25 protein-coding genes and 1 pseudogene are annotated in these 25647 nt (G+C 42.2%); 18 read left to right on the top strand and 8 right to left on the bottom strand.

What is annotated here, in order from left to right:
• The coding region (locus VB836_RS10845) for an RNA-guided endonuclease InsQ/TnpB family protein (RefSeq protein WP_323219361.1) at positions 1-865 on the top strand (865 nt) is incomplete at its 5' end.
• Positions 866-1052: 187 nt separating this feature from the next.
• Here the strand turns inward: VB836_RS10845 and VB836_RS10840 are convergent.
• Together VB836_RS10840 and VB836_RS10835 are read right to left on the bottom strand one after the other, a co-directional pair.
• Positions 1053-1862 (bottom strand): TPM domain-containing protein, encoded by an 810-nt coding sequence (locus VB836_RS10840; RefSeq protein ID WP_046280014.1) that lies wholly within the window; start codon positions 1860-1862, stop codon positions 1053-1055.
• Between the two features lie 215 nt (positions 1863-2077).
• Positions 2078-2468: pseudogene (locus tag VB836_RS10835) on the bottom strand (ATP-binding protein); the annotation flags it as partial.
• Between the two features lie 281 nt (positions 2469-2749).
• Between VB836_RS10835 and VB836_RS10830 the strand changes: the two are divergent.
• The 3 genes from VB836_RS10830 to thiD all read left to right on the top strand — a co-directional run bounded on the left by VB836_RS10830 (position 2750) and on the right by thiD (position 6197).
• Entirely contained in the window at positions 2750-3562 is an 813-nt protein-coding gene (locus VB836_RS10830; RefSeq protein ID WP_323219360.1) for a cell division protein FtsQ/DivIB, read from the top strand.
• A gap of 418 nt (positions 3563-3980) precedes the next feature.
• Positions 3981-5267 carry a cell division protein FtsZ gene (ftsZ, locus tag VB836_RS10825; RefSeq protein ID WP_046280017.1) on the top strand — a complete coding sequence of 429 codons (1287 nt, stop codon included), beginning with the start codon at positions 3981-3983 and terminating at the stop codon, positions 5265-5267.
• Positions 5268-5360: 93 nt separating this feature from the next.
• Positions 5361-6197, top strand: a complete 837-nt coding sequence (thiD, locus tag VB836_RS10820; RefSeq protein ID WP_323219359.1) for a bifunctional hydroxymethylpyrimidine kinase/phosphomethylpyrimidine kinase — start codon at positions 5361-5363, stop codon at positions 6195-6197.
• Between the two features lie 12 nt (positions 6198-6209).
• Here the strand turns inward: thiD and VB836_RS10815 are convergent, their stop codons facing one another.
• Both VB836_RS10815 and dndE read right to left on the bottom strand, forming a co-directional pair.
• Complete coding sequence (locus tag VB836_RS10815) at positions 6210-6641, bottom strand: late competence development ComFB family protein (protein WP_323219362.1); 432 nt, start codon at positions 6639-6641, stop codon at positions 6210-6212.
• Positions 6642-6754: 113 nt separating this feature from the next.
• Entirely contained in the window at positions 6755-7147 is a 393-nt protein-coding gene (gene dndE, locus VB836_RS10810) for a DNA sulfur modification protein DndE (protein ID WP_323219358.1), read from the bottom strand.
• Positions 7148-7580: 433 nt separating this feature from the next.
• Between dndE and VB836_RS10805 the strand changes: the two genes are divergently transcribed.
• From VB836_RS10805 to rnc, 4 genes are all read left to right on the top strand, one after another.
• On the top strand, positions 7581-8390 hold the full coding sequence (locus tag VB836_RS10805) for a PHP domain-containing protein (RefSeq protein WP_323219357.1): 810 nt from the start codon (positions 7581-7583) through the stop codon (positions 8388-8390).
• Between the two features lie 77 nt (positions 8391-8467).
• Complete coding sequence (locus VB836_RS10800; RefSeq protein ID WP_323219356.1) at positions 8468-8875, top strand: thiol-disulfide oxidoreductase DCC family protein; 408 nt, start codon at positions 8468-8470, stop codon at positions 8873-8875.
• A gap of 481 nt (positions 8876-9356) precedes the next feature.
• Entirely contained in the window at positions 9357-10097 is a 741-nt protein-coding gene (locus tag VB836_RS10795) for an NYN domain-containing protein (RefSeq protein WP_323219355.1), read from the top strand.
• Positions 10098-10245: 148 nt separating this feature from the next.
• A complete protein-coding gene (gene rnc / locus VB836_RS10790) occupies positions 10246-10935 on the top strand; it encodes a ribonuclease III (RefSeq protein WP_323219354.1) in 690 nt (229 codons plus the stop codon).
• A gap of 50 nt (positions 10936-10985) precedes the next feature.
• Here rnc and VB836_RS10785 read toward each other — a convergent pair whose 3' ends face one another.
• Positions 10986-11903 (bottom strand): LysR family transcriptional regulator, encoded by a 918-nt coding sequence (locus tag VB836_RS10785; protein WP_046280150.1) that lies wholly within the window; start codon positions 11901-11903, stop codon positions 10986-10988.
• A gap of 174 nt (positions 11904-12077) precedes the next feature.
• Between VB836_RS10785 and bicA the strand changes: the two genes are divergently transcribed.
• The 3 genes from bicA to VB836_RS10770 all read left to right on the top strand — a co-directional run bounded on the left by bicA (position 12078) and on the right by VB836_RS10770 (position 17807).
• Complete coding sequence (gene bicA, locus VB836_RS10780; RefSeq protein ID WP_046280149.1) at positions 12078-13811, top strand: bicarbonate transporter BicA; 1734 nt, start codon at positions 12078-12080, stop codon at positions 13809-13811.
• A 225-nt stretch (positions 13812-14036) separates the two neighbouring features.
• Complete coding sequence (locus tag VB836_RS10775) at positions 14037-15416, top strand: cation:proton antiporter (RefSeq protein ID WP_323219353.1); 1380 nt, start codon at positions 14037-14039, stop codon at positions 15414-15416.
• A gap of 282 nt (positions 15417-15698) precedes the next feature.
• Positions 15699-17807, top strand: coding sequence for a cation:proton antiporter (locus VB836_RS10770; RefSeq protein ID WP_323219352.1), 2109 nt, complete (start codon positions 15699-15701; stop codon positions 17805-17807).
• A gap of 48 nt (positions 17808-17855) precedes the next feature.
• Here VB836_RS10770 and VB836_RS10765 read toward each other — a convergent pair whose 3' ends face one another.
• Entirely contained in the window at positions 17856-18149 is a 294-nt protein-coding gene (locus tag VB836_RS10765; protein WP_323219351.1) for a type II toxin-antitoxin system RelE/ParE family toxin, read from the bottom strand.
• Positions 18146-18415, bottom strand: coding sequence for a ribbon-helix-helix domain-containing protein (locus tag VB836_RS10760; protein WP_323219350.1), 270 nt, complete (start codon positions 18413-18415; stop codon positions 18146-18148). Before VB836_RS10760 ends, VB836_RS10765 begins: the two co-directional genes overlap by 4 nt.
• A 374-nt stretch (positions 18416-18789) precedes the next feature.
• Here VB836_RS10760 and yhdJ point away from each other — a divergent pair, with 374 nt between their 5' ends.
• From yhdJ to VB836_RS10735, 5 genes are all read left to right on the top strand, one after another.
• Positions 18790-19677: an adenine-specific DNA-methyltransferase gene (yhdJ, locus tag VB836_RS10755; protein ID WP_323219349.1), complete on the top strand. Its 888-nt coding sequence runs from the start codon at positions 18790-18792 to the stop codon at positions 19675-19677.
• A gap of 79 nt (positions 19678-19756) precedes the next feature.
• Positions 19757-20809, top strand: a complete 1053-nt coding sequence (locus tag VB836_RS10750; RefSeq protein ID WP_323219348.1) for a restriction endonuclease — start codon at positions 19757-19759, stop codon at positions 20807-20809.
• Between the two features lie 42 nt (positions 20810-20851).
• Positions 20852-21070, top strand: a complete 219-nt coding sequence (locus VB836_RS10745) for a type II toxin-antitoxin system HicB family antitoxin (RefSeq protein ID WP_323219347.1) — start codon at positions 20852-20854, stop codon at positions 21068-21070.
• 254 nt (positions 21071-21324) lie between these two features.
• Positions 21325-21774: a hypothetical protein gene (locus VB836_RS10740; protein WP_323219346.1), complete on the top strand. Its 450-nt coding sequence runs from the start codon at positions 21325-21327 to the stop codon at positions 21772-21774.
• 56 nt (positions 21775-21830) lie between these two features.
• The gene (locus tag VB836_RS10735; protein WP_323219345.1) at positions 21831-22352 is read left to right on the top strand and encodes a UreE family protein; all 522 of its coding nucleotides are present in this window, start codon (positions 21831-21833) and stop codon (positions 22350-22352) included.
• Positions 22353-22429: 77 nt separating this feature from the next.
• On the opposite strand, the gene VB836_RS10730 is transcribed toward VB836_RS10735, so the two are convergent.
• Positions 22430-24010, bottom strand: coding sequence for a photosystem II high light acclimation radical SAM protein (locus VB836_RS10730; protein ID WP_323219344.1), 1581 nt, complete (start codon positions 24008-24010; stop codon positions 22430-22432).
• A 378-nt stretch (positions 24011-24388) separates the two neighbouring features.
• On the opposite strand from VB836_RS10730, the gene VB836_RS10725 reads away from it, so the two are divergent.
• The gene (locus tag VB836_RS10725; protein ID WP_046279509.1) at positions 24389-24781 is read left to right on the top strand and encodes a DUF1830 domain-containing protein; all 393 of its coding nucleotides are present in this window, start codon (positions 24389-24391) and stop codon (positions 24779-24781) included.
• 230 nt (positions 24782-25011) lie between these two features.
• Positions 25012-25605 carry a hypothetical protein gene (locus VB836_RS10720; RefSeq protein ID WP_323219343.1) on the top strand — a complete coding sequence of 198 codons (594 nt, stop codon included), beginning with the start codon at positions 25012-25014 and terminating at the stop codon, positions 25603-25605.
• Positions 25606-25647 lie beyond the last annotated feature (42 nt).

The raw sequence follows: 25647 nt of genomic DNA, 5'->3' as shown, positions 1-25647 counted from the left end.
TTTCCCTGTGATTGGCAAGATTAAAGCAAATATTCACAGAACCTTTGACGGGAACATTAAAACAGTTACAATAACTAAGACTCAAACCGAGAAGTATTATGCTTCTATTGTGTTTGAGAATGAGGATATTGAACCCCAGACTTCTGCTCAGGGTAAAGCTATAGGGTTAGACTTGGGATTGACTCACTTCCTAATTACAAGTGAGGGGTCTAAATATGATAACCCTCGACACTTCAAAAAACACTCACACAACTTAAAACGGAAACAACAGAAGTTATCCAGCAAGCAAAAAGCATCTAACTCTAGGAATAAAGCACGTAGGTTAGTAGCAAGAGCGCACGAGAAAGTCAGCAACGCAAGGCAAGATTTTTTGCATAAATTGTCTCGCCAAATTGTCAACGAGAACCAAGTGATAATTGCTGAAAATCTCAACGTAAAGGGCATGGTACGCAACCACAATCTAGCCAAAGCAATAAGCGATTGTGGTTGGGGAATGTTCTTAAACTTTGTTGACTACAAAGCTAAACGGGACGGAAAGACTTTTCTGGAGATCTATCGGTTTTTCCCATCCTCAAAGACTTGTAATGTTTGTCTGAATGTTGTAGAAAGTTTGCCACTTGATATTCGTCAATGGGAATGCAATAATTGTCACGCCCAACATGATCGTGATATTAACGCAGCTATTAACATTCGAGACGAGGGATTACGAGTCATCGCGGGGCGTATAAACTGCGCGGGAGACCCACGCAGACAGCCCCGAAGCCTCTGGGACGGAGGCGACTGCCAGTGGAGGGAGTGTAAGACGAAGTCTTCGCAGCTCTCGGAGCTTGCATCCGAGAGAACGAATACCAGTCAGAGGGCGTAAATCTTCTGTAGGGCAACTTCCGATCAATGAACAATCTGTTGATGCTTCGACCTAGACTGTTCAAGAAACTGGAAGCCCACGTCAGAAAGCGAAGCGTCGGCGTAGGTAGTTCACAAGTCTTCTCAAAACAAACAGGATCGAGAGCGTTAACCCTCAATCCTGCTGTTAAATGGGTCAGTTGATTAATTTAAAGTTCACTCTCCGAAGCAGAAGCTTGGTTAAAAGCCGGAGTCAGATAAGCCGCCAACACTCCAATGAGAAACGCCGCAATATTACGAACTAACGGCACCCAGTCAGAAGTCCGAGAGACAACCGGGCCGATACCGAAAGCAATAAACAAAATCCCCCACAAAGGAGAGAAAATTAAAGCCCATTGCCAAGCGAAAATTTGTCCGGGTTTGCGAGGAATAGCAGCAATTCCACAAATCACACCTCCCAAAGCCGAGGTAATCAGCGTTAAAATCCACTGTTCACGGGGAAGTCCGGGTACAACTCGACAACCGCCTTGGCTTAAACAAGATTTAATCGCACCCAGAGATTGGATAATCGATTGATCCTCACCATTGTCCCGCACAAAGTATTGATTTCCGTAACGGGTTTGTAGTTCTACCCAAAAAGTCCGAGAAAGTAAAGCATAGAGGTCACGACCGACATTAAAGTTAAGAATATTTCCACCCCGTTGGTCTGCGACGAGCAGAACACTTTTGTCATCAAGTCCCCAATAGCCTTTAACGGCACGACCTGGACTTCGATCAAATTGAGTCAGAACTCTTAATTTCCAGCCTGTCTCTGACTCAAACTGTTGAATATCTGAAGCGAGCAGTTCTTCTTGAGTATCGGAGAGAACTTCTGCTAAGTCAATAATCGGCGTTTGAATCTTGGGGAGTAACTCGGGATTATCGTAAGCCAGAGCAACCGGAGCAATTATCCAAGTCGATAAGCTCAGACAGCAGGCGACTAAAGATACAAGCAGTCTAGGAAGCCAAGTCGGTTTCATGGGATTTTCTGTAAAGGTCTAAATCGTCAACGATAAAGGATTTTGTTAACCAGGAGATAATCGAAATCTTATATTTCTTTACAATTGTTAACTTTAGCATAGAATTTTATCAGAAAACAGTGATCAGTGACCAGTCATCACCTCTTGCCTGTTGCCTATTTACCAAAAATTGCCGCACACCCCCCTATCTTTAGATATGGGGATATAAGGCAATTTTCAGTAAACAGGTTTGCGAAGTATCCCGCTTTGATCCGAATTTGAGCCGCTTCAAGATTTTCACTGACGGCGATGAGCGATTGCGAGTAAAATATCACTGACATCTACATCTGCCATGTCTAAATCTTGGGAAGACTCAAAATAAACGACATGGTATCCAAATTGTTCTAAGGTGTCTTTGAGCCGAAATAGCTCCGTCGATTTGCCACAACCGATGTGTCCAGAGAAGAGTTGACAGGTGGGTTCATCCCCCGAGAGTTCTCGCACTAGATCGCTACCCCGAACCGAGGAAAAATCGATATAATACTGCCGATCCTCTGGATTTGCCATGTCAATGGTTTTACTAGGATTGCAGGCTTTGTAAAATTGGATCAAATCTAAGCTCACCACAGCAGACTCTCTTTCGTGACAATTCTGTACTCAAAGTATAGATTGACACTTCCCTACTGAGGTGTAGACTCACACGAGGCAGGAGAGGCGGACAGACGGGATGACCACACTGAGGGAGGGGTTCAACCCTGGGGCATTAATTCTTACACAGGAGCCTGTAGAGAGTTGCTAAAGTTGAAATCTGTATGTCGGGCTTCACTGACCCCTGTTGATCCCCAATCTTTTATTGAGACGAACTCCATGATTTTGAGCTATCACAACAGTAGCTGCAAGAGGAACTTATGGCCAATATTGTATCTGTTTCTTCTAATGAATTAGGAAATCGGCGTCAGCAATTACGGCGTCAGCGTCGTCAGCGCTTAGTCCAAATCCTTTGGCAAGGCCTAGCGGTGAGTAGTCTGACCGGGGGAGTCTTTTGGGCGCTCAATCAGCCGATTTGGTTGATTCGTCAGCCCGAACAAGTCACCATTGAGGGAAATCAGTTACTCTCAGATGCACGAATTCGCGACCTACTACCGTTATCCTATCCTCAGTCCCTCTGGCAAATTCAACCGCAAGAGCTGGCACAGACTTTAGAATCTCAAGGCCAAATTGCCGAGGCGACCGTCACCCGAGAGTTGTTTCCCCCTCGCTTAACCATTAAAATTCAAGAACGTCGTCCAGTGGCGATCGCTCAACCGAGTCCCACTTTAACACGACGCTCAGATGCCTCTGGGGTAGGCTGGTTAGATGCCAATGGAGGCTGGATTCCGTTAGAGAGTTATGCTAAGTTAGAGCGATCGCGACAGTTGCCCAGCTTGAAAGTGATTGGCAACCCCGACCAATATCGTCCTCATTGGACCCAAATGTATGAAACGTTAAGTCGATCTCCAGTGGTCGTTTATGAAATCAACTGGCAAAATCCGGCAAATTTGATGATCACAACTGAAATTGGAGTAGTGCATCTCGGTGCCTATAGTCCACAATTTACTCAACAGCTTCGAGTCTTAGATCAGATGAGAAATTTACCGGAACAAGTGGATTTGGCTTTAGTTGACTATATTGATTTACAAAATCCCTCTTCTCCACTGATTCAAATGTTGCCAGAACCCTAAAACGTTGCTGATATTTCGACCCTTCTGACCAACAGACCCAAACCCCTCGCTTAATCTGTTCTGGCTGCCCTGGGGTCTATCCCACAACATAATTGCCGAGCCATCCTTTTGTTCACCCTGGGGAAGGTTTGTCATTCGCAAAAGCGATCACTGATGTATAGTTAAGAGCGTCACCATCTGCTTTCACAAGTCGGTCTCAGAAGCTTTCTCGGCTCAAGGGTAATGACTAACTTGAGTTGAGGGGTAATAACTTGTTGAAGGCGTAGAACTATGGCTTTCTCACAGGTTGGGGTGAAAGTCCCTTGGATAAACGGATTGCTTTGTTCGTTGCTCTTGGTTTAGATCGCAACTTACCCTATAGTTGAAAGTGGGTTGCGTCCTTAATTTGAAACGTTATTCACTACCCCTATCGATTAAAATGAATTCTAAGACTAACCTGGGGTCTACCCAAAAGAATAATAATAATGAACAACCTGATTACCAAACGAACCAGAGGTTCGCAGCAGAGTCAACAAATCCATTCCGCAAAAATGAGCGTATGGTAAACCCCAATAGCGACAGTAATTCTATGCCTCACGAAGAGTCTTGGAGTAGCGATATTATACCCAGTAATGCAGCGAAGATTAAAGTCATTGGTGTGGGCGGCAGTGGGGGAAATGCCGTCAATCGCATGATTGAGAGCGAGGTATCGGGTGTGGAATTTTGGGCCGTCAATACAGATGCTCAAGCCTTGGCTCAGTCAAGAGCACTCAAACGTTTACAAGTCGGACAGAAGTTAACCCGAGGACTGGGAGCAGGTGGCAATCCGGCGATTGGACAAAAAGCAGCAGAAGAGTCCCGTGACGAAATCGCTCATGCTCTAGAAGGGGCTGATTTAGTCTTTATTACCGCAGGCTTAGGGGGGGGAACGGGAACGGGTGGCGCTCCGGTTGTGGCTGAAATCGCTAAAGAAGTGGGTGCGTTAACGGTGGGTGTAGTGACGAGGCCGTTTACATTTGAAGGCAGACGACGCATTTCTCAAGCTGATGACGGGGTAGCGGCTTTACAAAGTCGGGTCGATACGCTGATTATTATCCCCAATAACAAGTTATTATCGGTGATTAACGAACAAACCCCTGTACAAGAAGCGTTTCGCTATGCAGATGATGTGCTGCGCCAGGGTGTTCAAGGGATTTCTGATATTATTACGATTCCTGGCTTGGTGAATGTGGATTTTGCCGATGTTCGGGCTGTGATGGCGGATGCGGGTTCAGCTTTGCTCGGAATTGGTTTGGGTTCGGGAAAATCAAGAGCCAGAGAAGCGGCAACGGGAGCGATTTCTTCCCCGTTACTCGAATCTTCGATTGAGGGCGCTAAAGGCGTTGTCTTTAATATTACAGGCGGAACGGACTTAACTCTCCATGAAGTGAATGCCGCCGCCGAGACGATTTATGAAGTTGTTGATCCCAATGCCAATATTATCTTTGGGGCTGTGATTGATGAGCGGTTACAGGGAGAAGTCAAAATTACGGTGATTGCGACGGGATTTTCTAGCGAAAAACAACAAACGCTTCCCAGCAATCGAGAAACAACTCCCAAACCGTTTAATCCACCCCCACCGCCCCCTCTCGGCCAACAACCTCCGAAAGACCCTTCCGAACAACAGCCTCAACAGCCTGGACTGGATATTCCTGATTTTCTCAGGCGGCGGCGGCCTACACGTTAGAGAGGCTCGGGAAACTTTTAACTCTCACAGAAGACGAGATTGTTCTCATTGGGGGGTTAATTCTGGTGTGCGATTATACTTTAAGTCATCAGTATGGCAAATTCACAACAGTTGATTCCGGTGGCTCTGACTATTGCTGGATCTGATAGTGGCGGGGGTGCTGGCATTCAAGCCGATTTGCGAACCTTTGCCTTTCATTGCGTTCACGGTACCAGTGCCATCACTTGTGTAACCGCACAAAATACTTTGGGAGTTACCCGAGTCGATGCACTCTCGCCCCAAGCCGTTGCAGCGCAAATTACAGCAGTTGTTGAAGATATTGGGGTACAAGCAACAAAAACGGGAATGTTGCTCAACTCAGAGATTATTAGGCAGGTTGCCACTCAGGTTGAAGCGTTACACTTACAGCCTTTAGTGGTTGATCCAGTCATGGTTTCTCGCACAGGAGCGCAATTGATTGATGATCAGGCGATTACTGCCCTGCGGGAGAGTTTATTTCCCCATGCTACTGTGATTACACCGAACCGCTACGAGGCTGAGATTCTCACGGGACTGAAAATTCAGACGCTTGAGCAGATGTACACTGCCGCTCAACAGATTTATGATCAACTCGGAGTCAGAGCTGTCTTAGTCAAAGGGGGTAGCTTACAAGGCTGTTTACGGGGAATAGATGTTTGGTTTGATGGCAAACAGCTACAGACCTTGCAAACTCAAATCATAGAAACACCCCACACTCATGGCACTGGTTGTACCCTTTCGGCGGCGATCGCTGCTAATCTGGCTAAAGGAGAAGAGTTATTTTCCGCTATCGAAAAGGCTAAGGCCTATGTCACTCAAGCTTTACAGTTTTCCCTGACTATCGGTCAGGGTCAAGGGCCTGTCGGACATTTCTTTCCCCTTCTACTGCAAAACCCTTCTTCTTCGCGTTGAGTTCATCTAATTTTATCGGGCTTTCTGGCTATAGCGAGGAGAACGTTTCTGCTGCCAGTAATAGGGATGAGCGGGTATATCCTTTGTGTTTTCCAGTTCAGGCGTATTAGTGCGGCTTCCGGCTTCCGCCATCACTTCCTCTTTGTCTTGAAATAGAGGAGTCGAACTGCGGAGGGGATCTCGTTGTACAGCCGCTAAGGCTTGACGAACTGCCGTTCTGATCGTGGCTTGGTGTTCTTCTCTTGCCCGTTTCTGCTGATGCAACCAACCTTCTTGGCTAGAGGCATACAGGGTGGGCAGACGGTTAAGGGCGTAGGTTTCAACCTCGGTTCGCTGAATATACTGGGTTAACCGAGGAGAAAGGAGTGCCATTTGGCTTCTCACTTCCTCTGCCACCAAGTCTTCCATGATATTGTGGTATTTTCTGCGTTGCTTCACTGACATAGTTGCCACCGAAAACCTTGATGTATCTAGTGTTTATACTGAATTCGAGCTGATAGTTTGAAATGATCCACCAGCACCGAAGTAGGTGATCACGATGTTAAGGAAAAAAGACTTTACCGACTTGATGAGCGGGCTATTTCGATCAAATCCTCAATTGCATCGACCTGCTGCTCACCCCCTAAATAACCAATACCGCGATGCAGGTGAAGGCGAAATTGTTCTGCCAGAGTTTTGCGATCTGTTCCCAACCCATCCTGCCAACATCGCTGCTTGAGGGCTACGAGAAGCAAGGCTGACATTTCACCCCCAAAGACTCGCCAGCTCATTTCAACGTTACTATCAGCAGGCAATGGAACAGGAGACGGTTCAGCTGGTTCTGCAAGTGATAGACAAAAAGCCCACCGACAGAGAATATTCCACTGCTCAATTTCAGTTGTCTGTTTTAGCTCCGTTAGCTGTTCCTTCGCCACCAAGGAAATCCGAATTCGGTCAACGGGTGGTTCCATAAGTGTCCATTTTTACTGGAATCTCAATAAACCCGAAGTTGATTTAAGCTGATCATCCTTAAATTATACAACCCTTAAGTAACTATCGGTAGAAAAGTGAATCATTCTTTGCACCAACTGCCTTGCTCAATACTGAAACTTGCATCAATTGCTCCACAATTGATAAAAAAATTTACACCAATTCACTAACAATTCAGCACTTCAAGACCCAGATGGCAATTGTAAGTTCACTAAATTCCGTTAATTTACGGATATCTAGATGTAGTTAAACTAAAGCTACCATAAAACCAATCGACTGGTAAAGCAATTTTTTCGTTTTCCGGCCGTTGCTGTCAACTAACCCTCTTGAGAGGATACCACCAAGCCTAACAATTTCGGTCAATCCTCTAAAACTCGTTTAAAATCAAACTGTCTTCCCTGCAACAGCGTCAAAATGCTAGAACTTCACTGTCACACCACCTATTCCGATGGCACACTGACTCCCAGCGAATTAGTGGAAGCAGCGATACAAGCCGGAGTCAAAGCGATCGCTATCACCGACCATGATACGCTTTCCGGTTGGCAAGAAGCCTTTACTGCTGCCCAGGGTTTTGATCTCGAAATTGTTCCCGGAGTCGAATTGTCTACAGTTTATAATGAGCGATCTTTGCATATTCTCGGATTTTACCCGAATAAAAATAAACTCTACAATCCCCTCAAAGAACGCTTAGAAGGACGCAAAAGACGCGCTCAACAAATTATTAATAAATTAGCCTCACTCGGTTATCCCATTGAATTACCCCCGATGGGAGAAGGAATCGCTGCCTCTCGTCCTCATATTGCTAAAGCTTTGGTGAAAGCGGGTTACGTTGAATCTCAAAAAGAAGCCTTTGACAAATGGTTGGGTGACGATCAAAGCGCCTTTGTTCAATATGAAAAATTTTCTTCAGAAGAAGGCATTAAACTTTTGCTAGATTGTGATGCAATTCCCGTTTGGGCGCATCCTTATTTGTTTCGGGGAGGAGAAGTCGAAACGGTGTTAAAAGAATTGGTTCAAGCCGGATTAATGGGAATTGAAGTTTATCATCCCAGTCATACACCCGAACAAATTCAGCATTTAGAATTCCTATCTACTGAGTATCATTTACTGAAAACGGGTGGCAGTGACTATCATGGTTCAGGAGGAACAACTTTAAATCAATTTAATTTGTCCTTGGAACTGCTCGAACAGCTCAAACAAAAAGCCACCCATTTGGTAGAATAATGGGAAGTGAAGATTCACTTCAATCAAAGACAGAAATCTGACAAGAATCCAATCAACATCTTAGGAATAATCAAGCCATGACTTATCATGTAATTTACGATGGTAATTGCAATTTGTGTGTCACCTTAGTACAATTTTTAGAAAACTTAGATCAAGGTCAGCAATTTCAATATATCCCCATGCAAAACGAAGCAGAACTTAAGCGCTTTGGGATTACATCAACAGACTGTGAACAGGGGATGATTTTAATAGATGCTAACAACCCCGAGCGTCGTTGGCAAGGTAGTGATGCAGCCGAAGAAATTGGGAATTTATTACCCGCAGGAAATCTATTTGTGAGTGCCTATCGGGCTTTACCGGGGCTAAAATGGACAGGCGATCGCATTTATGAACAAGTCCGCGATAATCGTTATCAGTGGTTTGGTCAGCGTTCGAGTACCTATAATTCAGCTTACCCCAGTTGTGATAGCTGTCAAAAAAATTAGGGGGTTGCGCGATCGCCATCCTTAATAGTATAATACTGGTCATCAGTTAGCACTATTGTGGGCTGCTGTCTCACCGTCCGGAAAATTTCTGTATTGCTGGTATAGGTGTGTCGATTGGTTGTTACGTCAGGTCAGCCGAAAGCTTAGATTGCAAGTTAGCTAAAAGCTTTAATCTTCTGCAAAACCTAGTTTTTAAGGTCAGACTTAGCGTTACTACCAATGTACATACACATACTTACGGATACATATTGCGGGTCGTGAGACATTAGCTGACATATTGATGTAAAGTGTTCTGGATTTGAATTTATTAGTTTCAAATGGAAATGCTAGATCAAAGTTTTACATAGCATTCCATTGAAGCAACCTTGATAATGACTTCTATTTTTTGGAAAGAAGCCATTAATTTTCGAGAAGTTCATAACAGAATACTTCGTTAGTGCTAGGTGAGTTAACAAAAAATAACTTCACTGAGACTAAAGCAATGAATACCAACAAAAATCAGTCGAACAACTCAGAAAAGTCAGTAGCAATTTTTTGGGATTATGAAAATATTCCTCAAGGTGATATCGCCTCAGATTTGTTCAAATTTGCTCGTCAGCGAGGAGATTTTTTGATTTTGAAAGCTTACAGTTGTCAGTGGAATGACAAGGCTAAAAAGCACTTAGAAAAGCAAGGTTTCGAGTGTATTCAGGTAGAAAACCCTGGTAAAATTAAAAATGCAGCAGATTTTCAGCTAGTACAAGATTGTTTAAATTGTTCAGCCGACATTAAAATAGTAGTCTCAGGAGATTGTGGTATTCACAAAAAGTTAAAGCAAGACAAAGGAAAACTAATTGGAATTGCACGAAATAATAGTGCTTGTCAGTCTTTTGTTCTAGAAGTATTTGATAAGTTCTATTATACAGCCCAACTTCCTGAATTAGTAAAAAATATTGCTTCTGAAGTTATTGTCACCGAATCTTATATAAATTATGAAGATACTGTGCAATGTCTTCTTGAAGCAATTAAAACTGCTATCAAAAACAAAATAGATTTTACCCCTGGTAATTTCAGTCAACTAATGCACGATAATCCCAAGTTTCCAAACTATCAAAATGTTTCATCGATCCGCAAACCGGATGGAACAAAATTTTCAAAATTTAGTCAATTCCTTGCGAAAGCAATTCAAGAGGAAATGATTCCGAAAGTCTATCAGAGTATTCTTTTGGCTAATGCTAGATAAAACTCGATCAATCCTCTCAACGAATTAACGATGTTAAAAATCCTCACTTTGTTGTAGAATATAAGATTGGAATCATCAACTCTCCAAAGTGAGGACATTCACCAAAAATCTATAGGGTGAATTTTTGAACGATCAGAAGATATTGAAAATGGATAAACTTCCCATAATAAAAGATCAAAAACTCCGCTTACGGGCTTTAACCCATCGTTCCTATGTTAACGAACATCCAGGAGACGGAAAAGATAACGAGCGCTTAGAATTTTTAGGAGATGCAGTTTTAGGATTTATTGTCGGTGAATTACTTTATCATTATAATTCAGAAGAACTCAGCGAAGCCAAAATGACTCGTTTAAGAGCCGCATTAGTTGATGAACAACAACTGGGAAAATTTGCGGCTCAATTGGGGATGGGAGAAATCATGCGACTAGGAAAAGGAGCCATTCGAGATGGGGGCTACCAAAACCCTGCATTACTCAGTGATACGTTTGAAGCCTATATTGGTGCTTATTATCTAGATGCTGGAATAGAGAAAGTCAGAGAATTTATTACGCCTTTGTTTAAAAAAGTTGCGGATCAAATTATTGGCATAAACGCCGAAGAAAAAGATTCTGAAAGTTTAATTGATTCAAAAAATCGATTTCAGCAATGGGCGTTAGCAGAATTTGGTGAAAATCCCAAATATGTTATTATTGATCAATTCGGCCCTGATCATGCCAAAGAATTTATCGCAGAAGTACGGGTTAGAGATCAAGTCTATGGTTCAGGAAAAGGGCGTCGAAAACAAGATGCTCAAAAAAAAGCCGCAGAAGCAGCCTTAAAAAAAGTGGGAATTATTTAGAGAGGGAACAGGGAATAGGCAAAGCCTGTCACTGGTGACTGTAAACTGAACTAGGCTAGCATTGCTAACTCAGGAGTGTGTTGAGTTTCTTGGATGAGATATTCTAAGAACGTCTGAGCGACGACAGAGAGATGTTTTCCACCGAGATAAACCACATACCAACGACGTTGAATGGGGAAGTGCTGAACATCTAAAATGGTTAATTCTCCAGACACATTTTCCCAAACAAGCGTGTGCTTAGAAAGAACGGAAATTCCCAAGCCGCCAGCGATCGCGTGTTTAATGGCTTCATTGCTTCCGAGTTCCAAACGAACGTGTACTTTAACTTTGTGTTTGTCCAACAAGTTTTGTACAGCTTTTCGAGTTCCTGAACCCGGTTCTCGCATGATGAACGCTTCACCTGTGAGTTGTTTAATGGGGATATTTCTCTGTTTAGCAAGAGGATGATCGCGACGAGCCACCACAACTAAGGGGTTATCGAGAAAAGGCTCGGCACAGAGATCGAGATCTTCTGGAGGTTGACTGAGAATATAAAGATCATCGAGGTTATCTTGCATACGACAGATGATTTCCTGATGGTTGTTCACCTGAAGGGAAACATCAATTCCAGGATACTTTTGACAAAACGAACCGAGAACTCGAGGAACAAAATATTTAGCCGTCGTCACAACCGCCAAACGAAGTTTTCCTTGCTTCATGCCTTTCAAGTCTGCCACTTTCATCTCAAAGTTGTCGAGTTGCTCAAAGATGTCGTGACAGGTTGCGGATAACTCCCGGCCGGCTGCTGTGAGATAGAGTTGCTTACCAATTTGTTCAAACAAAGGTAAGCCAACCGCCTGAGTTAGTTGCTTGACTTGGCTAGAAACTGTGGGCTGAGTGATATACAACTCTTCGGCGGCTTTGGTAAAACTGCCGTGACGAGCCACAGTCTCAAATACTTTAAGCTGATGTAGGGTTGCCTGGATCAAGAACTCCTCCTTTGATTAGATACGGTTTGCGATCGCTATAAGCAATTGAAATATGAAGAAGGTTGCGTTCTATTTCGATTTTAATGGTATGCTAACCATAGACGTAAGTCAATCAATAATAAAATAACGATAGACTGGTGTCTATTTAAGCATTTACTCAGATTTCACAAACCCATGCAGATTACAAATCGAATCCATTTCAGGAATCTACAAGGTGACATTTTTGGAGGAGTCACCGCCGCAGTCATTGCCCTGCCAATGGCTCTAGCCTTCGGGGTCGCTTCTGGTGCAGGAGCAGCAGCAGGCCTTTGGGGTGCAGTTCTAATCGGTTTCTTTGCCGCTTTATTTGGAGGAACACCCACTCTCATCTCTGAACCCACTGGCCCGATGACCGTTGTGTTTACGGCTGTTGTTGCAAGTTTCATGGCATCAGACCCCGAAAACGGGATGGCAATGGCGTTTACCGTTGTGATGCTAGCGGGGATTTTTCAAATCGTGTTTGGGGTGTTGAAATTGGGTAAATACATTACCCTGATGCCCTACACCGTGATTTCCGGGTTCATGTCTGGAATCGGGATCATCCTGATTATTCTTCAAATTGGGCCGTTTCTCGGACAAGCGAACCCCAAAGGCGGGGTACTGGGAACGTTGCAAAACCTACCCAACCTAATTGCCAATATCAATCCCGTAGAAACCCTTTTGGGTGCGCTAACCATTGGGATTATCTTCTTCATGCCCCAAAAACTGAAGAAGTTGATCCCCCCTCAATTAATTGCTTTAATTGCAGGAACTCTGATTTCTCTGCTGTTATTTTCAAATGTGGAAATTCGTCGCATTGGCGAAATTCCGATGGGCTTACCTGCTATTAATCTGCCCACTTTCTCCCTAGAACAGATAAATCGGATGTTAATTGATGGTTTAGTTCTGGGGATGCTGGGTTGTATTGACTCTTTGTTAACTTCTGTAATCGCCGATAGTTTAACTCAAACTCAACACGACTCAGATAAAGAACTGATTGGTCAAGGTCTTGGTAACTTCGTCTCTGGACTGTGTGGCGGTTTACCAGGTGCTGGTGCAACAATGGGAACCGTTGTTAATATCCAAGCGGGGGGTCGCACGGCGGTTTCCGGTTTAACTCGCGCCTTAATTTTATTAGTCATTGTCTTAGTTGCGGCACCTTTAACTCAAAGTATTCCGATGGCGGTTCTAGCGGGAATTGCCCTGAAAGTCGGTATCGATATTATCGACTGGAAATTCCTCAAACGCGCTCACAAACTGTCAATTAAAGCGGCTGCCATCATGTATGGTGTGGTGTTGCTGACGGTCTTCTATGACTTAATTATCGCGGTTGGCGTTGGGGTTTTCGTGGCAAATATGCTGACCATCAAACGTCTAGCAGATATTCAAGCCGAACAGGTAAAAGCTGTTGATACACACAACGATGAAGTTCTCGTCAATGAAGAAGTCAAACAGTTAATGAAACAAGCCAATGGTCGTATTCTCTTACTTGATCTCGGTGGCCCGATGAGCTTTGGTGCAGCAAAAGCCATTACTCAACGTCAAACCATTTTAGATAATTATCAAGCGATCATCATTGACTTAAGTAAGGTGCCGCTTCTCGGTGTAACCGCAACATTGGCGTTAGAAAAAATGATCGACACCGCCTATAACAAGTCGATTGATGTTTATATTGTCGGTGGTGAAGATAAGGTGACAAACCGCCTCCAACGCTTTAATATCTTGGATCGTTTACCTCAACAAAATCGAGTTGCAACCCGGGTTGCTGCTGTACGGCGTGCTATGGCTATTATCAATGGTGAAAACTTTCAACCTGAAAGCGATGATGGTCAAGGAATGAATGACTATCCCATCACTCCACCTGATACCACAGCACTGCAAAAATCTTGATTGTCTAGCCCCGATTTTTAACTCCTAATATTCTCCCTATATCGGGGCTTTTTCCTAATCCTCTTGAGATCGATCTCAACAATCGGGGGCAGAAATCCCTTCACAACTCAAATGTTTCTGCCCCTTCTGTTTTTCCAATAATTCTGGGTGTGATATTTTCCCCAATTGGAAATCAATATTGTTAACCCAACTGATTTTGCTCACTAAGTAATTTCATTCAGAATCATGCTAGAAAATTTAGGATTTCCTCTCACTTTTCCTATCTTTGCAACCACCACAGAAGCTGAAAATTCTACCGTAGTGTTAACGGCTGTTCTCCTCAGTTTGGTTATCGTTTATATTGCCAGCAAACTCGGCGGAGAGTTATCAAAACGTTTAGATTTACCGCCCGTTTTAGGTGAACTGATTGGCGGCGTTATCGTTGGAACTTCGGCACTTCATCTGTTAGTTTTTCCTGAAAGTGGTGCAACGGCTTCAGATTCTTTATTAATGACATTTTTGCAGTCAATTAGTGATTTGAGTCCTGAGTCAGTCACCTCAATTTTTGCCAGTCAAAGTGAAGTGGTTTCCGTTTTAGCCGAATTAGGGGTAATTATTCTCCTGTTTGAAATCGGTTTAGAATCAGAGCTTAGAGAACTGCAAAAAGTCGGTTATCAAGCGGCAGTTGTGGCGGTTGTTGGTGTTGCCGTACCCTTTGCCGCAGGTACTATAGGACTGATGTATTTCTTTGGCGTTCCATCAATTCCTGCTATTTTTGCCGGGGCTGCATTAACAGCAACTAGCATCGGAATTACCTCAAAAGTTCTCTCAGAAATAGGACATCTCAAGTCAAAAGAAGGTCAAATTATTGTTGGCGCGGCTGTCATTGATGACGTTCTCGGTATTATTGTTTTAGCAGTTGTTGCAAGTTTAGCCAAAACAGGCGAGATAGACATTCTCAACGTTGTTTATCTGATTATTAGTGCCACCGCTTTTCTACTCGGTTCCATTTTACTGGGCAAATTCTTTAATACCTCTTTTGTGGCGATCGCAGATCGTCTACAAACGAGAGGACAGTTAGTGATTCCGGCGTTTACCTTTGCCTTTTTGATGGCATTTTTAGCCAATGCGATTCATCTTGAAGCCATTTTAGGGGCGTTTGCTGCGGGGTTAGTTCTCGATGAAACTGACAAACGCAAAGAACTTGATAAACAAGTGATTCCCATTGCTGACATTTTAGTTCCCATTTTCTTTGTAACCGTTGGCGCTAAAGCAGATTTAGGCGTATTAAATCCCGCAGTTCCCGCTAACCGTGAAGGTTTAATTATTGCCACTTTCTTAATTGTTGTTGCCATCATTGGTAAAATGGTTACAGGCTGGGCGGTTTTTGGTCAACCCCAAATTAACCGTTTAGCCATTGGTGTCGGAATGATTCCTCGGGGTGAAGTCGGTTTAGTATTTGCGGGAATCGGTTCGGCTAGTGGTGTACTCAGTAAACCCCTAGAAGCCGCTATCATTATCATGGTGATTCTGACGACGTTCCTTGCACCGCCCTTTTTGCGGTTTGCCTTTAAAAAGTCTGTACAATCAGACGAATCTGCTGTAGAGTACAAGGGAAACCTCTAGGCCGTTTTCATCCTGGAACCTCAGATCAGGTTGGTTGAAGCTTTAGACTCATCCCTCATTGTATCAATTGATTTGAATTCATAAACCAGAGAACGGTCTGTTGTATATTGACAACTGTTCTCTGGTTTTGGTGTTTCGCTTGATAGAATACTGAAAATTAAGTCTGTTAGAGGTAAGCTATTGAAAATTTAAGTTTCTGAATTTGCCCCTAATCTAATTGTTATTTTATGTCTTCTTAAAGGTCATTAATGCTCTTGAAAGCCAATCCCATCAAGAATAAAAATGGATAATTTTTTACAAGCAATTCCAAATAGTCCAGTTGTTACCTTTACAATTCTGATTCTGGTCTGTTTAACGATTCCCCCAATCTTTGAAAGATTGAAACTTCCGGGATTAGTTGGGTTACTGGTTGCCGGAGTTGTTCTCGGAAAAAACGGATTTCAACTGCTGGATTCTGACTCTGAAACCATGAAACTTTTTGCAGACATTGGTAAAATTTATCTGATGTTTGTGGCAGGTTTAGAAATTGATTTAGAAGAATTTAGACGCACAAAAAATCGCTCATTATGCTTTGGAATAGCCACTTTTGCAATTCCTCTCACAACAGGAACATCCATCGGGTTAATGTTTGGTTTTGGTCTGAATGCTTCGATTTTAATTGGTTCTCTGCTTGCTTCCCATACCCTACTCGGATATCCGATTGTTAATCGTTTAGGAGTAGTCAGAAATGAAGCAGTAACGGTTAGTATTGGGGCAACAATTATTACGGATGTTTCTGCACTTCTCGTTTTAGCAATTTGTATCTCTATTCATGGTGGAGAATTTTCAGCCCTTTCTCTGATTATTCAACTTATAGCATTAGCTCTTTATTCTGCTATCGTTTTATTGGGTTTAGACTGGGCAGGAAAAGAATATTTTCGCCGCACGGGAGATGAACAAGGAAATCAGTTTTTGTTTGTTTTATTAGCCGTTTTTCTGGCTTCTGTCGGCGCACAAGTCATTAATATTGATAAAATTGTTGGGGCGTTTCTCACCGGACTTGCTGTTAATGATGTTTTAGGTCACAGTCCCGTTGAAGAAAAGGTGGAATTTTTGGGCAGTACCTTGTTTATTCCCTTTTTCTTCATTGACATGGGATTACTGATAGATATTCCAGCATTTGTAACCAGTCTAACTACGGGATTAGGCTTAACACTGGCTATCGTTTTAGGATTAATCGGCAGTAAATTTCTAGCGGCTTTTTCTGCCAAACTGCTCTACAAATACAACTGGAATGAAACCCTAACCATGTGGTCACTTTCCCTTCCCCAAGTTGCAGCTACCTTAGCAGCCGCTTTAGTTGGGGTAAATGCAGGTCTTCTCAGTCAAGAACTCTTTAATAGTGTGATTGTATTAATGCTGGTTACTTCCATTTTAGGCCCTATTCTAACAGCCCGTAACGCCAGAAATTTAACCATACCCAAAGAGAATTTACAACCAAAATCGGAAGATTGGGTATTAGGAATTGAACCTGTTGAACCTTACTCTCCTCCTAGAACAGGAAGTCAATTGACCGGATGCAAACTCAAAAATAAATTTACAGTTTTAGTTCCTGTCTACAACCCCCTCTCCCAACGATATTTAATAGAAATGTCAGCTTTATTCGCCCGTCACGAGTCGGGTATCGTTGTTCCTCTATCGATTACTCAAGCCCATGCTCACATGGACGCACCGCAGTTAAATTTGGCACTTGAACAAAGCGATCGCCTGTTAGAACGATGTGTCGAAGTCGCCCAAGAATTTCAGGTAGAAGCTAAACCCAAAGTTCGGATCGATGATGATGTTGCAGAAGGGATTAGTCGCGCCGCTCGTGAACAAAATGCTAACTTAATTGTCATGGGTTGGAGTGCTTCGACAGCCAGTTTACGGGCGCGGTTATTTGGCAGTTTAGTGGATAATGTTTTTTGGTCTTCTCATTGTCCGGTAGCAATGGTCAAGCTATTAGATGAACCCGTTAATATTCGCAGCATTTTAGTTCCCGTTAAAAATATTACGCCTCAAGCCATTAGAACAGTCCGTTTCGCTCAACTGTTTGCTGATGCCAATCAGGGGAGAATTGTTTTATTACATATTTGCGATCGCCGTACATCTCCTGAACAAATTACTCAATTTGAATCAGAAATGGCAGAGGTTTTAGCCCAAGGCGGCCCTCAAGTTCAGGCTAGAATTAAAACAGTCGCTTATGATGATGTCGCTAAAGTGATCATCAGAGCGGCGAAGTCTTTTGATCTCGTCGTTTTGCGTTCAATGCGTCGTCGTACTGCTGGCGGTTTAGCGGTGAGTGATGTAACCACTGAGGCGATTAAAAAACTCAATTGTTCTATTGTATTATTTGGAGAACCCCATTCTTAAAGTGATATTCATAGAAAGAATATTAGCCAGGTTTCTTACCGCATCCACTCAATCTCTAAATAATTCTTCTAAGTTCTGCCGCCCATGCACAACCCGCAAAATTTCAACAGTTTCTCCGACTGCGTGATAAAGAATGATGTACCCGTCTAGGGGTAATCCGCGCAAATCTGTTAATAAATGCCGATAGCTTTTCCCCATGTAGGGAAACTGTGTTAAATATTGACATTTGCGGTTAAACTCTTGAAAAAACTGCTCTCCAGCTATGATATTCCGCTCTAAGAAATAGTCCGCAATCTCATTCAAATCATAACTAGCAGATGGCGATATCCGATACTGACTCACTCTGCTTGTACTCCTTTCGCCTGTTGAAACCGCTCCAGAATTTCTGAAACGAACATCTCGCCATCTAAACCTTCGCCCCGTTCTAGTTCTAAAGCGGCTGCTTCGACTTTGGTACGGGTTTCTGTGAGCCAGTCTTGATACTCGGCTTGTAATTTCTCCAGCAAACGAAAGGCGATATTGACGACTTCATCGGGATGGGTGAAGTTGCCACTGGCTAACTGTGCAGCAATAAACTTCTGTTGTTGCTCGTTTAAAGTGATTTGCATGGCTTTCTCCAGAAACGGGGTTTCTATGATAATGTCTGCATACTAGCAAAAATTTTAGTCAGAAAGCCTGTTTCTCGTCCCATCCATGCCCCAGAAACCCGGTTTCTCAGGTAGCTTGGGTGGAAAAACCAGTTAAAAGAAACAGGTTCAACCACCCCTAAAAAGAGTAGCCCTCCTCCTCAACCGTCAAAAATTAAAGCATAGCTAATCTGGTTTCTCATAAGATTTACTAAAATTTGCCGCAACTTGGCAGGGAGATGATCTGGAAGACTGCCTAAATATCGTTCATCCAATTTAGTCATAAACCGTTTAACAGTGTATAATACCTAAAGTCAATATTGTGAGTTGATGCACAGTTTATTAAATCAAGAGTAATGTTTGAACGATATAAAGATGATAGGCATACTCTATTTCACGGCGATGCCCTTCATATTTTGTCGAGTGAGATTTCTTCTAATTCTGTAGATCTTATTTTTATCGATCCTCCCTACAATATTGGAAAGCGTTTTTCTGATTTCTATGACAAATGGGAATCAGAAGAAGACTATGCAAATTGGGCTTATAAAATGCTCGATGAATGTCTGCGAGTCTTGAAGCCCAACGGAACGTTATATGTGATGACAAGCACTCAAGCAATGCCCTACTTTGACCTTTACTTAAGGCAAAAAACGGTAATTCTGAGTCGAATTGTTTGGCATTATGATAGTTCGGGAGTTCAAGCCAAAAAATACTTCGGATCGATGTATGAACCAATACTTCACTGTGTTAAAAACAAAAATAATTATATCTTTAATTCAGATGATATTAAGATTGAAGCAAAAACAGGCGCCCAACGAAAATTAATTGATTACAGAAAATCCGTTCCCTGTCAATACAATACAGAAAAAGTACCCGGTAATGTCTGGTATTTCCCTCGTGTTCGCTATCGAATGGAAGAATATGAAAATCATCCTTCACAAAAACCCGAAGTATTACTAGAAAGGATTATTCTTGCAAGTAGCAATCAAAATAGCTTGGTACTCGATCCCTTTGCCGGAACTTTTACATCTGCTGCTGTCGCAAAACGCTTGGGGCGGATTTCTATTAGCATAGAATCTCAAGAAGAATATTTTCAAATTGGTCTGAGACGGGTTTTAGGTTGGAAAGAATACAAAGGAGAAAAGTTATTACCCCCATTTAAAAATAATACTAAAAGGAATAAAAATAGCCCAGATATAAACTTTATACAAAAGAGTCTTTTAGAAGCTGATACTACAGCATGAGTTTACAAACAAGATTCTCGAAATTCTCAATTCTTATTTCCCGAATCAGGGAGATAAAGTTTTAAACTGTAGTGAGTTATTGCAATATCTCAATATTAAGACAAAAGCTGCTAATCGAGGTTCTAAGTCACGAGCAGGATTCGCAAACCACTACGCTATCTATGTTTTAGTTGAAGACTATCTGAATAATGAGTTTCACCTTAAGGGTGGATATGATGAGTATGAAGGCGCTCAGTTTATTCAGCTTTTTCGCAGACAAAGAGAGCTTCTATTTGGTAACAAGCTACAAAATCATGCACTCAATCATCGACTCAATGAGGAGTTTAAAAAATATTTCCCAACCTTATCTTATCTACCTGTAATCAGAGATGCCAAAACCAATCGATATTGGATTAACGAAAATCTTATAAAGATTTCTATTAACGGTACTCAAATCAATATTGCTGAGGCTATTAAAGATATAATTGATGCTTATGTAGCCGCACGCAGAGAAGCGTTTAGTGAGTTTATGATCTATTGTCAACAGATGATAGACATTCAAGAACAAGAGCCTTTACGATCCATTGAATTTATTCGGGGTTTATTAAGACCCAATATAGATGCAAGAGTTTTTGAAATTGTAAGTTATGCAATTCTCAAAGAGTATTATGGAGATCAAAAAATATATTGGGGATGGTCGCCTGACGAACTAAATACTGAATATTTAATTTTGTATAAGACTGGTCGTACTAATGCGAATGATGGGGGTATAGATTTTGTGATGAAACCTCTCGGTCGATTCTTTCAAGTGACAGAAACAATTGATGCGGGAAAATATTTCTTGGATATTGATAAGGTGCAGAGATATCCGATTACTTTTGTTGTTAAAACCGAGCAGAGATCAGAAGAAATTTTAGTTAAAGTTGAAGAACAAGCTAGAGCAAGATATAATATTAAAGCGATTGTCAGCAGATATTTAGAATGTATAGAAGAAGTAATAAATATCCCAGAATTAATAGAACGTTTTAATTCTGTTTTAGAACAGGGGAAAGGAGGAGCAGTTATTCAAGAAATCGTTTTACAGAGTCGTATTGAGTTTAATGTAGAGTCCGAAACCCAGGATATTCTCATCTATGATGATACAGTACAATAGGGGTTTTGGGCGCAAGGCTTGCGCCCCTACTAATGAAGATTGATGAATCGATATAGCATGATAATTCAATGGTCTGATGAAGATCAGCTTTTCCTCGTTACAATTCCAGAGTTTGCTGACTTAGTTGTGATGCCTTGTACTCACGGAAAAACCCGTGAAGAAGCTATTCATAACGGTGAAGAAGTGATTGAAATGTATCTGGAGGCTTGGCAAGCAGAAGGCGAACAAATTCCTGAACCTAGAACACTTCAAGTTGTTTGATAATCATATAGCGATCGCAACAACATCACAAGCCCCATTCACCATTTCTCATCCTCCCCACCCCGGCAGCAACAAATACACCCGCCCCGACGCATCTACGGTAAACCCTCCAGATCGCCCCATCCTTAATCACTTAATCAAAGTTTAAACAAAAGAACATCTATTTTTCCGTAATTCCACTGATGACCTTTCCTTGATTTCAGTGTAAGTTGAACTTAGGCAGAATTGAACACTTGAAATCATCAGAGTTGAATATGAGATTCATCAAAGGTATTTTTGGCATTTTTGCTTACGGAACTGCGGCGTTCTTCCTATTGTCAGCAATTGTGGTATTGTTTGATAGTGATTCCGACTTAGCTTCTAACTTCTTTGTCTGTTTAATTTGTTTGGGAATTACTGCGGGATCTGCCAAACTAGGACAGTGGTTAATGAAAAACCCGTCTCTTTCGGGTGAAGGAAATCAACAAGTAAAATCTGAGCAACAAACGGGGACTAAGGATCTACAATCAACTTTAGATCTACAATCAATTTTCTATAAACTGGTCGAGAAAAATCAGGGTTCGATCACGGTCATGCAGTTGGCGATCGCTGCGGGAATTTCTGGAGAAGATTCTAAGGCATATTTAGAGCAGCAAGCGAAACAGTTTGAAGCGAATTTTGAAGTTAGTGAAACGGGTACTGTAGTTTATAAATTCCCGCTTTAACGAAGTCAATAAAATTCAACGCCAGGTTAACACTTTTTCTACTAAGGATTTTTTCAATGTTACGCACAAAATTTGCCTGTCTTTGGGGATTTGCTTTAATTATTGCGGTGATGTTCTGTTTTTCCTCCCCGGTTTTTGCCCATCCTATTTATCCCGTATTGGGGTTTGAATGGTCTTTTATTGCCGGAAATCAAACTTCTCTGGGCGGTTCTTCTGCCCAGTCTCTCAAAAAACCAAATGAGGTTAATTTTTCCTACGAACTCTCTAAAACCTTAAATGAAAATCGAGATGAAATTGGTCGAAATCTCTTTTCAATAATTCATCCGAATGCTAACTATGATTATACGGAATATATTTTAATGGCGGAAAAACCCGGGAATCAAGTTGTGTTTGAAATTCCCGTACATTGGCATCGGGATCTGGTTGCAGTTCAGCGAAATCACCTTACCCGCATTCGTTGGCAAATTGGTAATCACCAGCATCTCAAGGCTGAGGTAACTGATGATTACTTTACTTTTCCTTCTACTCATCTTACCGAGATGAATGATTCACTCCGGTTATTATTGAATCACTTTTAGTTTGTCGGGTGGGTGACATCAAAGATGTATTAATTCTCATGTGAATTTCAAACTGTTACCCACCCTACTGCTAGGGTTTAACTCGCACTAACAAGCTGTTTTTCGTTCGTTTTTTCCGGTTCAATAGGCGCGCTTAACGCTTCTTCTAACGGCGCTAAACCTAACCTTTCTTCGAGAATATTCATCACTTCTCGGCCAAAATAATAGGGGTTTCGTTGCCAAGCTTCTAGACAAACTTCTCCAAAAAACGATCCCAACGGTTCGGGGTTCCACAACAGTTTTCGGGCTGTCCAAGGCATCAAACTCATCGGATTATAATCCGGTTTGAGCATATTTTTTTCAAAGGCATATTCTTCTAAATGGGTATGGGGTTGTAACCCAATAAAGAAAATCGCAGGTTCAACTTTATCCGCCCCGAAAATCTTTTCAAGTTCTCGATGATAAGCTAACGTTTGACGAATGGTGTCAAAGGTTTCATCAATTACATTAAACGAATAATTCACCGAAACTAAATCATTAAACCCTGCGGCTTTTAAATCCCGGCAATTTTCCAAAACAACCCGTAAATTATACCCCATTCGCATTTTACGAACGAGTTCTTGAGAACCGCTTGTAATGCCGATTTCAAAATAATTCATCCCCGTTTTGACCATCAAATCACATAATTCAGGGTTTAAATTATCCGCTCGAATATAAGCCGCCCAGTGAATATCATTCATCCCTGCATCAATGATTTTTTGCAACAATTCCACCGCATCATTAATAAACCGACGCGCCGGGATAAATTGAGCATCCGTAAACCAAAAATTACGAATTCCGCGATCATAAAGTTGTTTAATCTCGGCAACCACTTCATCGGCGGGATTAATTCTAACTTGTTTTCCTTCAATTACGGTGTAAATACAATAACAGCAATTGTGAGGACAACCCCGTTTCGTTTGAACTCCGATATAAAAATCTTGGTCTTGGAAATAATATTCAAACTCCGGCCAAATACTCTCAATATAGTTGTAATTACAAGCCGTTTTTTCTAACGGTGCAGGTTTTTCGTGAATTAAGCGATCGCGGGGTGTCGTTTCTCCGACAATATAACAGCGTTCATCCTGTAAACTTTCTCCCCGTAACAGTTTTTCCAGTAACGCTTCACCTTCCCCGACTGAAACAACCGTTCCCTTGGGAAGACTGCGCCCCAACTGTTCATAAAAGACACTCACCGCACCACCACCAACCACACAACGGGCTTGGGGGTTATAATTTTGGGCGCGTTTGAGTCCGCGTTTAATTAAACCGAGGTTGCGCCAGAGTTCAGTGTAGTAAGAAGCAGCCAGTCTTAGCCCGCCCAAGGCACCTCGAAGCTTAATTAGGGGCTTTTTAGCGTAATAGAATTCAAAGGCGTTTTGGAGGGGATTTCCGCCGCGTCCGCCAACGGGTGCGTAAATTTGAATATCTCGCCAAGAATAGACCAATAATGTCGGTTTAAATTCATCAACGCAAGCATCTAAAGCTGAACTGTAGTCCAACGGAGGAATGGCACCGAGATCAAAGATTCGTTGTTGTACGTCGGGAAACAACTTGTGAACGTGGTCAGACAGATAAACGACCCCGATGGGGAAAATGGGGTTGCAAGGAAGGCGAACATAAAGGATTTTATTGTCCATGATTTTTAAAAGGGGGACTCTACTCTAACAACACTCTAACGACAAGCTTGAATGGCGGTTTATATATATAACTTAACAATATACTGGAGTTTTTTAATTTTTGGCGGGATTTTTCTGAAAATCTTTAAAATTTCTGAAGACGAGCTACGGGGATGTAAAAAGGGGATTTGCTCGTATCTGTCTTGATTTTAAAGGATGAGGGAATTTATTGGGTAATTTCCCCCAAGCGAGGGCAGAACCCTTGAATTTTCACTGAAATCAGCGATCAACGAAGGACTCTCAAAACGGATTGGTAGTCGCGTTTACAATTAGTGGGGATCAGGTAATGTTAGGTTGTGGATATATCCAAAACTTGTATCGCAAAGCTCCTTAGCAGTTATGGCTCAAATTCTCGATCCCCTACCATCCAATTTCTCTAAGCGGATTTTGTGCTGCTACGTCAACGCCACCAGCCAAATCCAGATAGCCCGGATTACCAACATTGCCAACTGGTACTTTGAGCGAGTTGTGTTTCCGGGACAGCGTTTGCTGCTAGAGGCTCTCCCAGAAGCTTTGTTAGAAATTCACACGGGTAGCATGGCTAGTGCTATTCTCTCAGATCGGATTCCTTGTGATCGTCTTCAGATTGACCAAGAGGCGCCCAGTAGTATTATTGAGGAGACCCATCCTTCTAAAGTCGCACAAGCTTATCATCAGCGAATCATGTCCCAGACGCGACGCCAAGCGGTTCCTGAATCTTTAACGACACCTGCATTAAGTGTCGTTGACTAGAGAAAGGACAAAAATCTTTTTAAGAATCTCCTATCTAGCTGAAGAATTCCAGTTTTAAAACAACAATCTTGAAACCATCTTTGACACCGATCGCACTTCAATTTGAATGACTTCTGTTTTTCAAGAGAAGCATGATCGGTGTCATCAATTTGGGAAACAGCGATAGGAGTAGGGGTGCAGTCGGAGAAAATCAATTATCGTGTAAAACGAAGGATTGAACCGAGCAGAACATGAAATCTAACGTTGTTGTATCATCGAATGTCGGGAATTTATCCCCATCTCTGAACGCTGTTTTTAGCATTTCTCCGATTATTCGGATCACGCTTTTAGGACTGTATGCTGCGTTAATGCTGCCTTTACCCTTCTTATCCCAGGCCGTAAATGCACCTGTCTCTCCTACAATTTTATGGATTGGAATTAGTTTAGGTGCGATCGCTCTTTATGCGGCTTTAACTGAACGAGTCGTGGTTGACGATCAAAGCATTCAAGTCACTTATCCTCGTTGGGTAAAACCTATTTTTCGCAGAGGTTGGTGTTTAAATTGGAACGAAGTCAAAGCACTTAAACCTCGGACAACCGGACAGGGAGGATTAGTCTATTATTTCCTCAGTCAGTCAGGACAAGGGTATTTACTCCCCATGCGAATTGCTGGCTTTGCTCAACTGGTGAGAATTGTACAGCAAAAAACAGGGATTGATACAACTGATGTTCGCCCTTTAGCCCAACCCTGGATGTATTTTATCCTATTTGGGTTTACATTACTCCTCGTTTTAGTTGATATTTGGACGATTTCAACCGCATTTTCAGGGGTTAGCATTCCTTAACGAGTTGAAATTTATTTCTAATTCTAAATATCAATCTTGAGG

Origin of the sequence: Limnoraphis robusta BA-68 BA1, from assembly GCF_034932365.1 — a bacterium.
Classification (GTDB): Bacteria; Cyanobacteriota; Cyanobacteriia; order Cyanobacteriales; family Microcoleaceae; genus Capilliphycus; species Capilliphycus robustus.
This window is presented reverse-complemented; position numbering and strand designations above follow the sequence as displayed.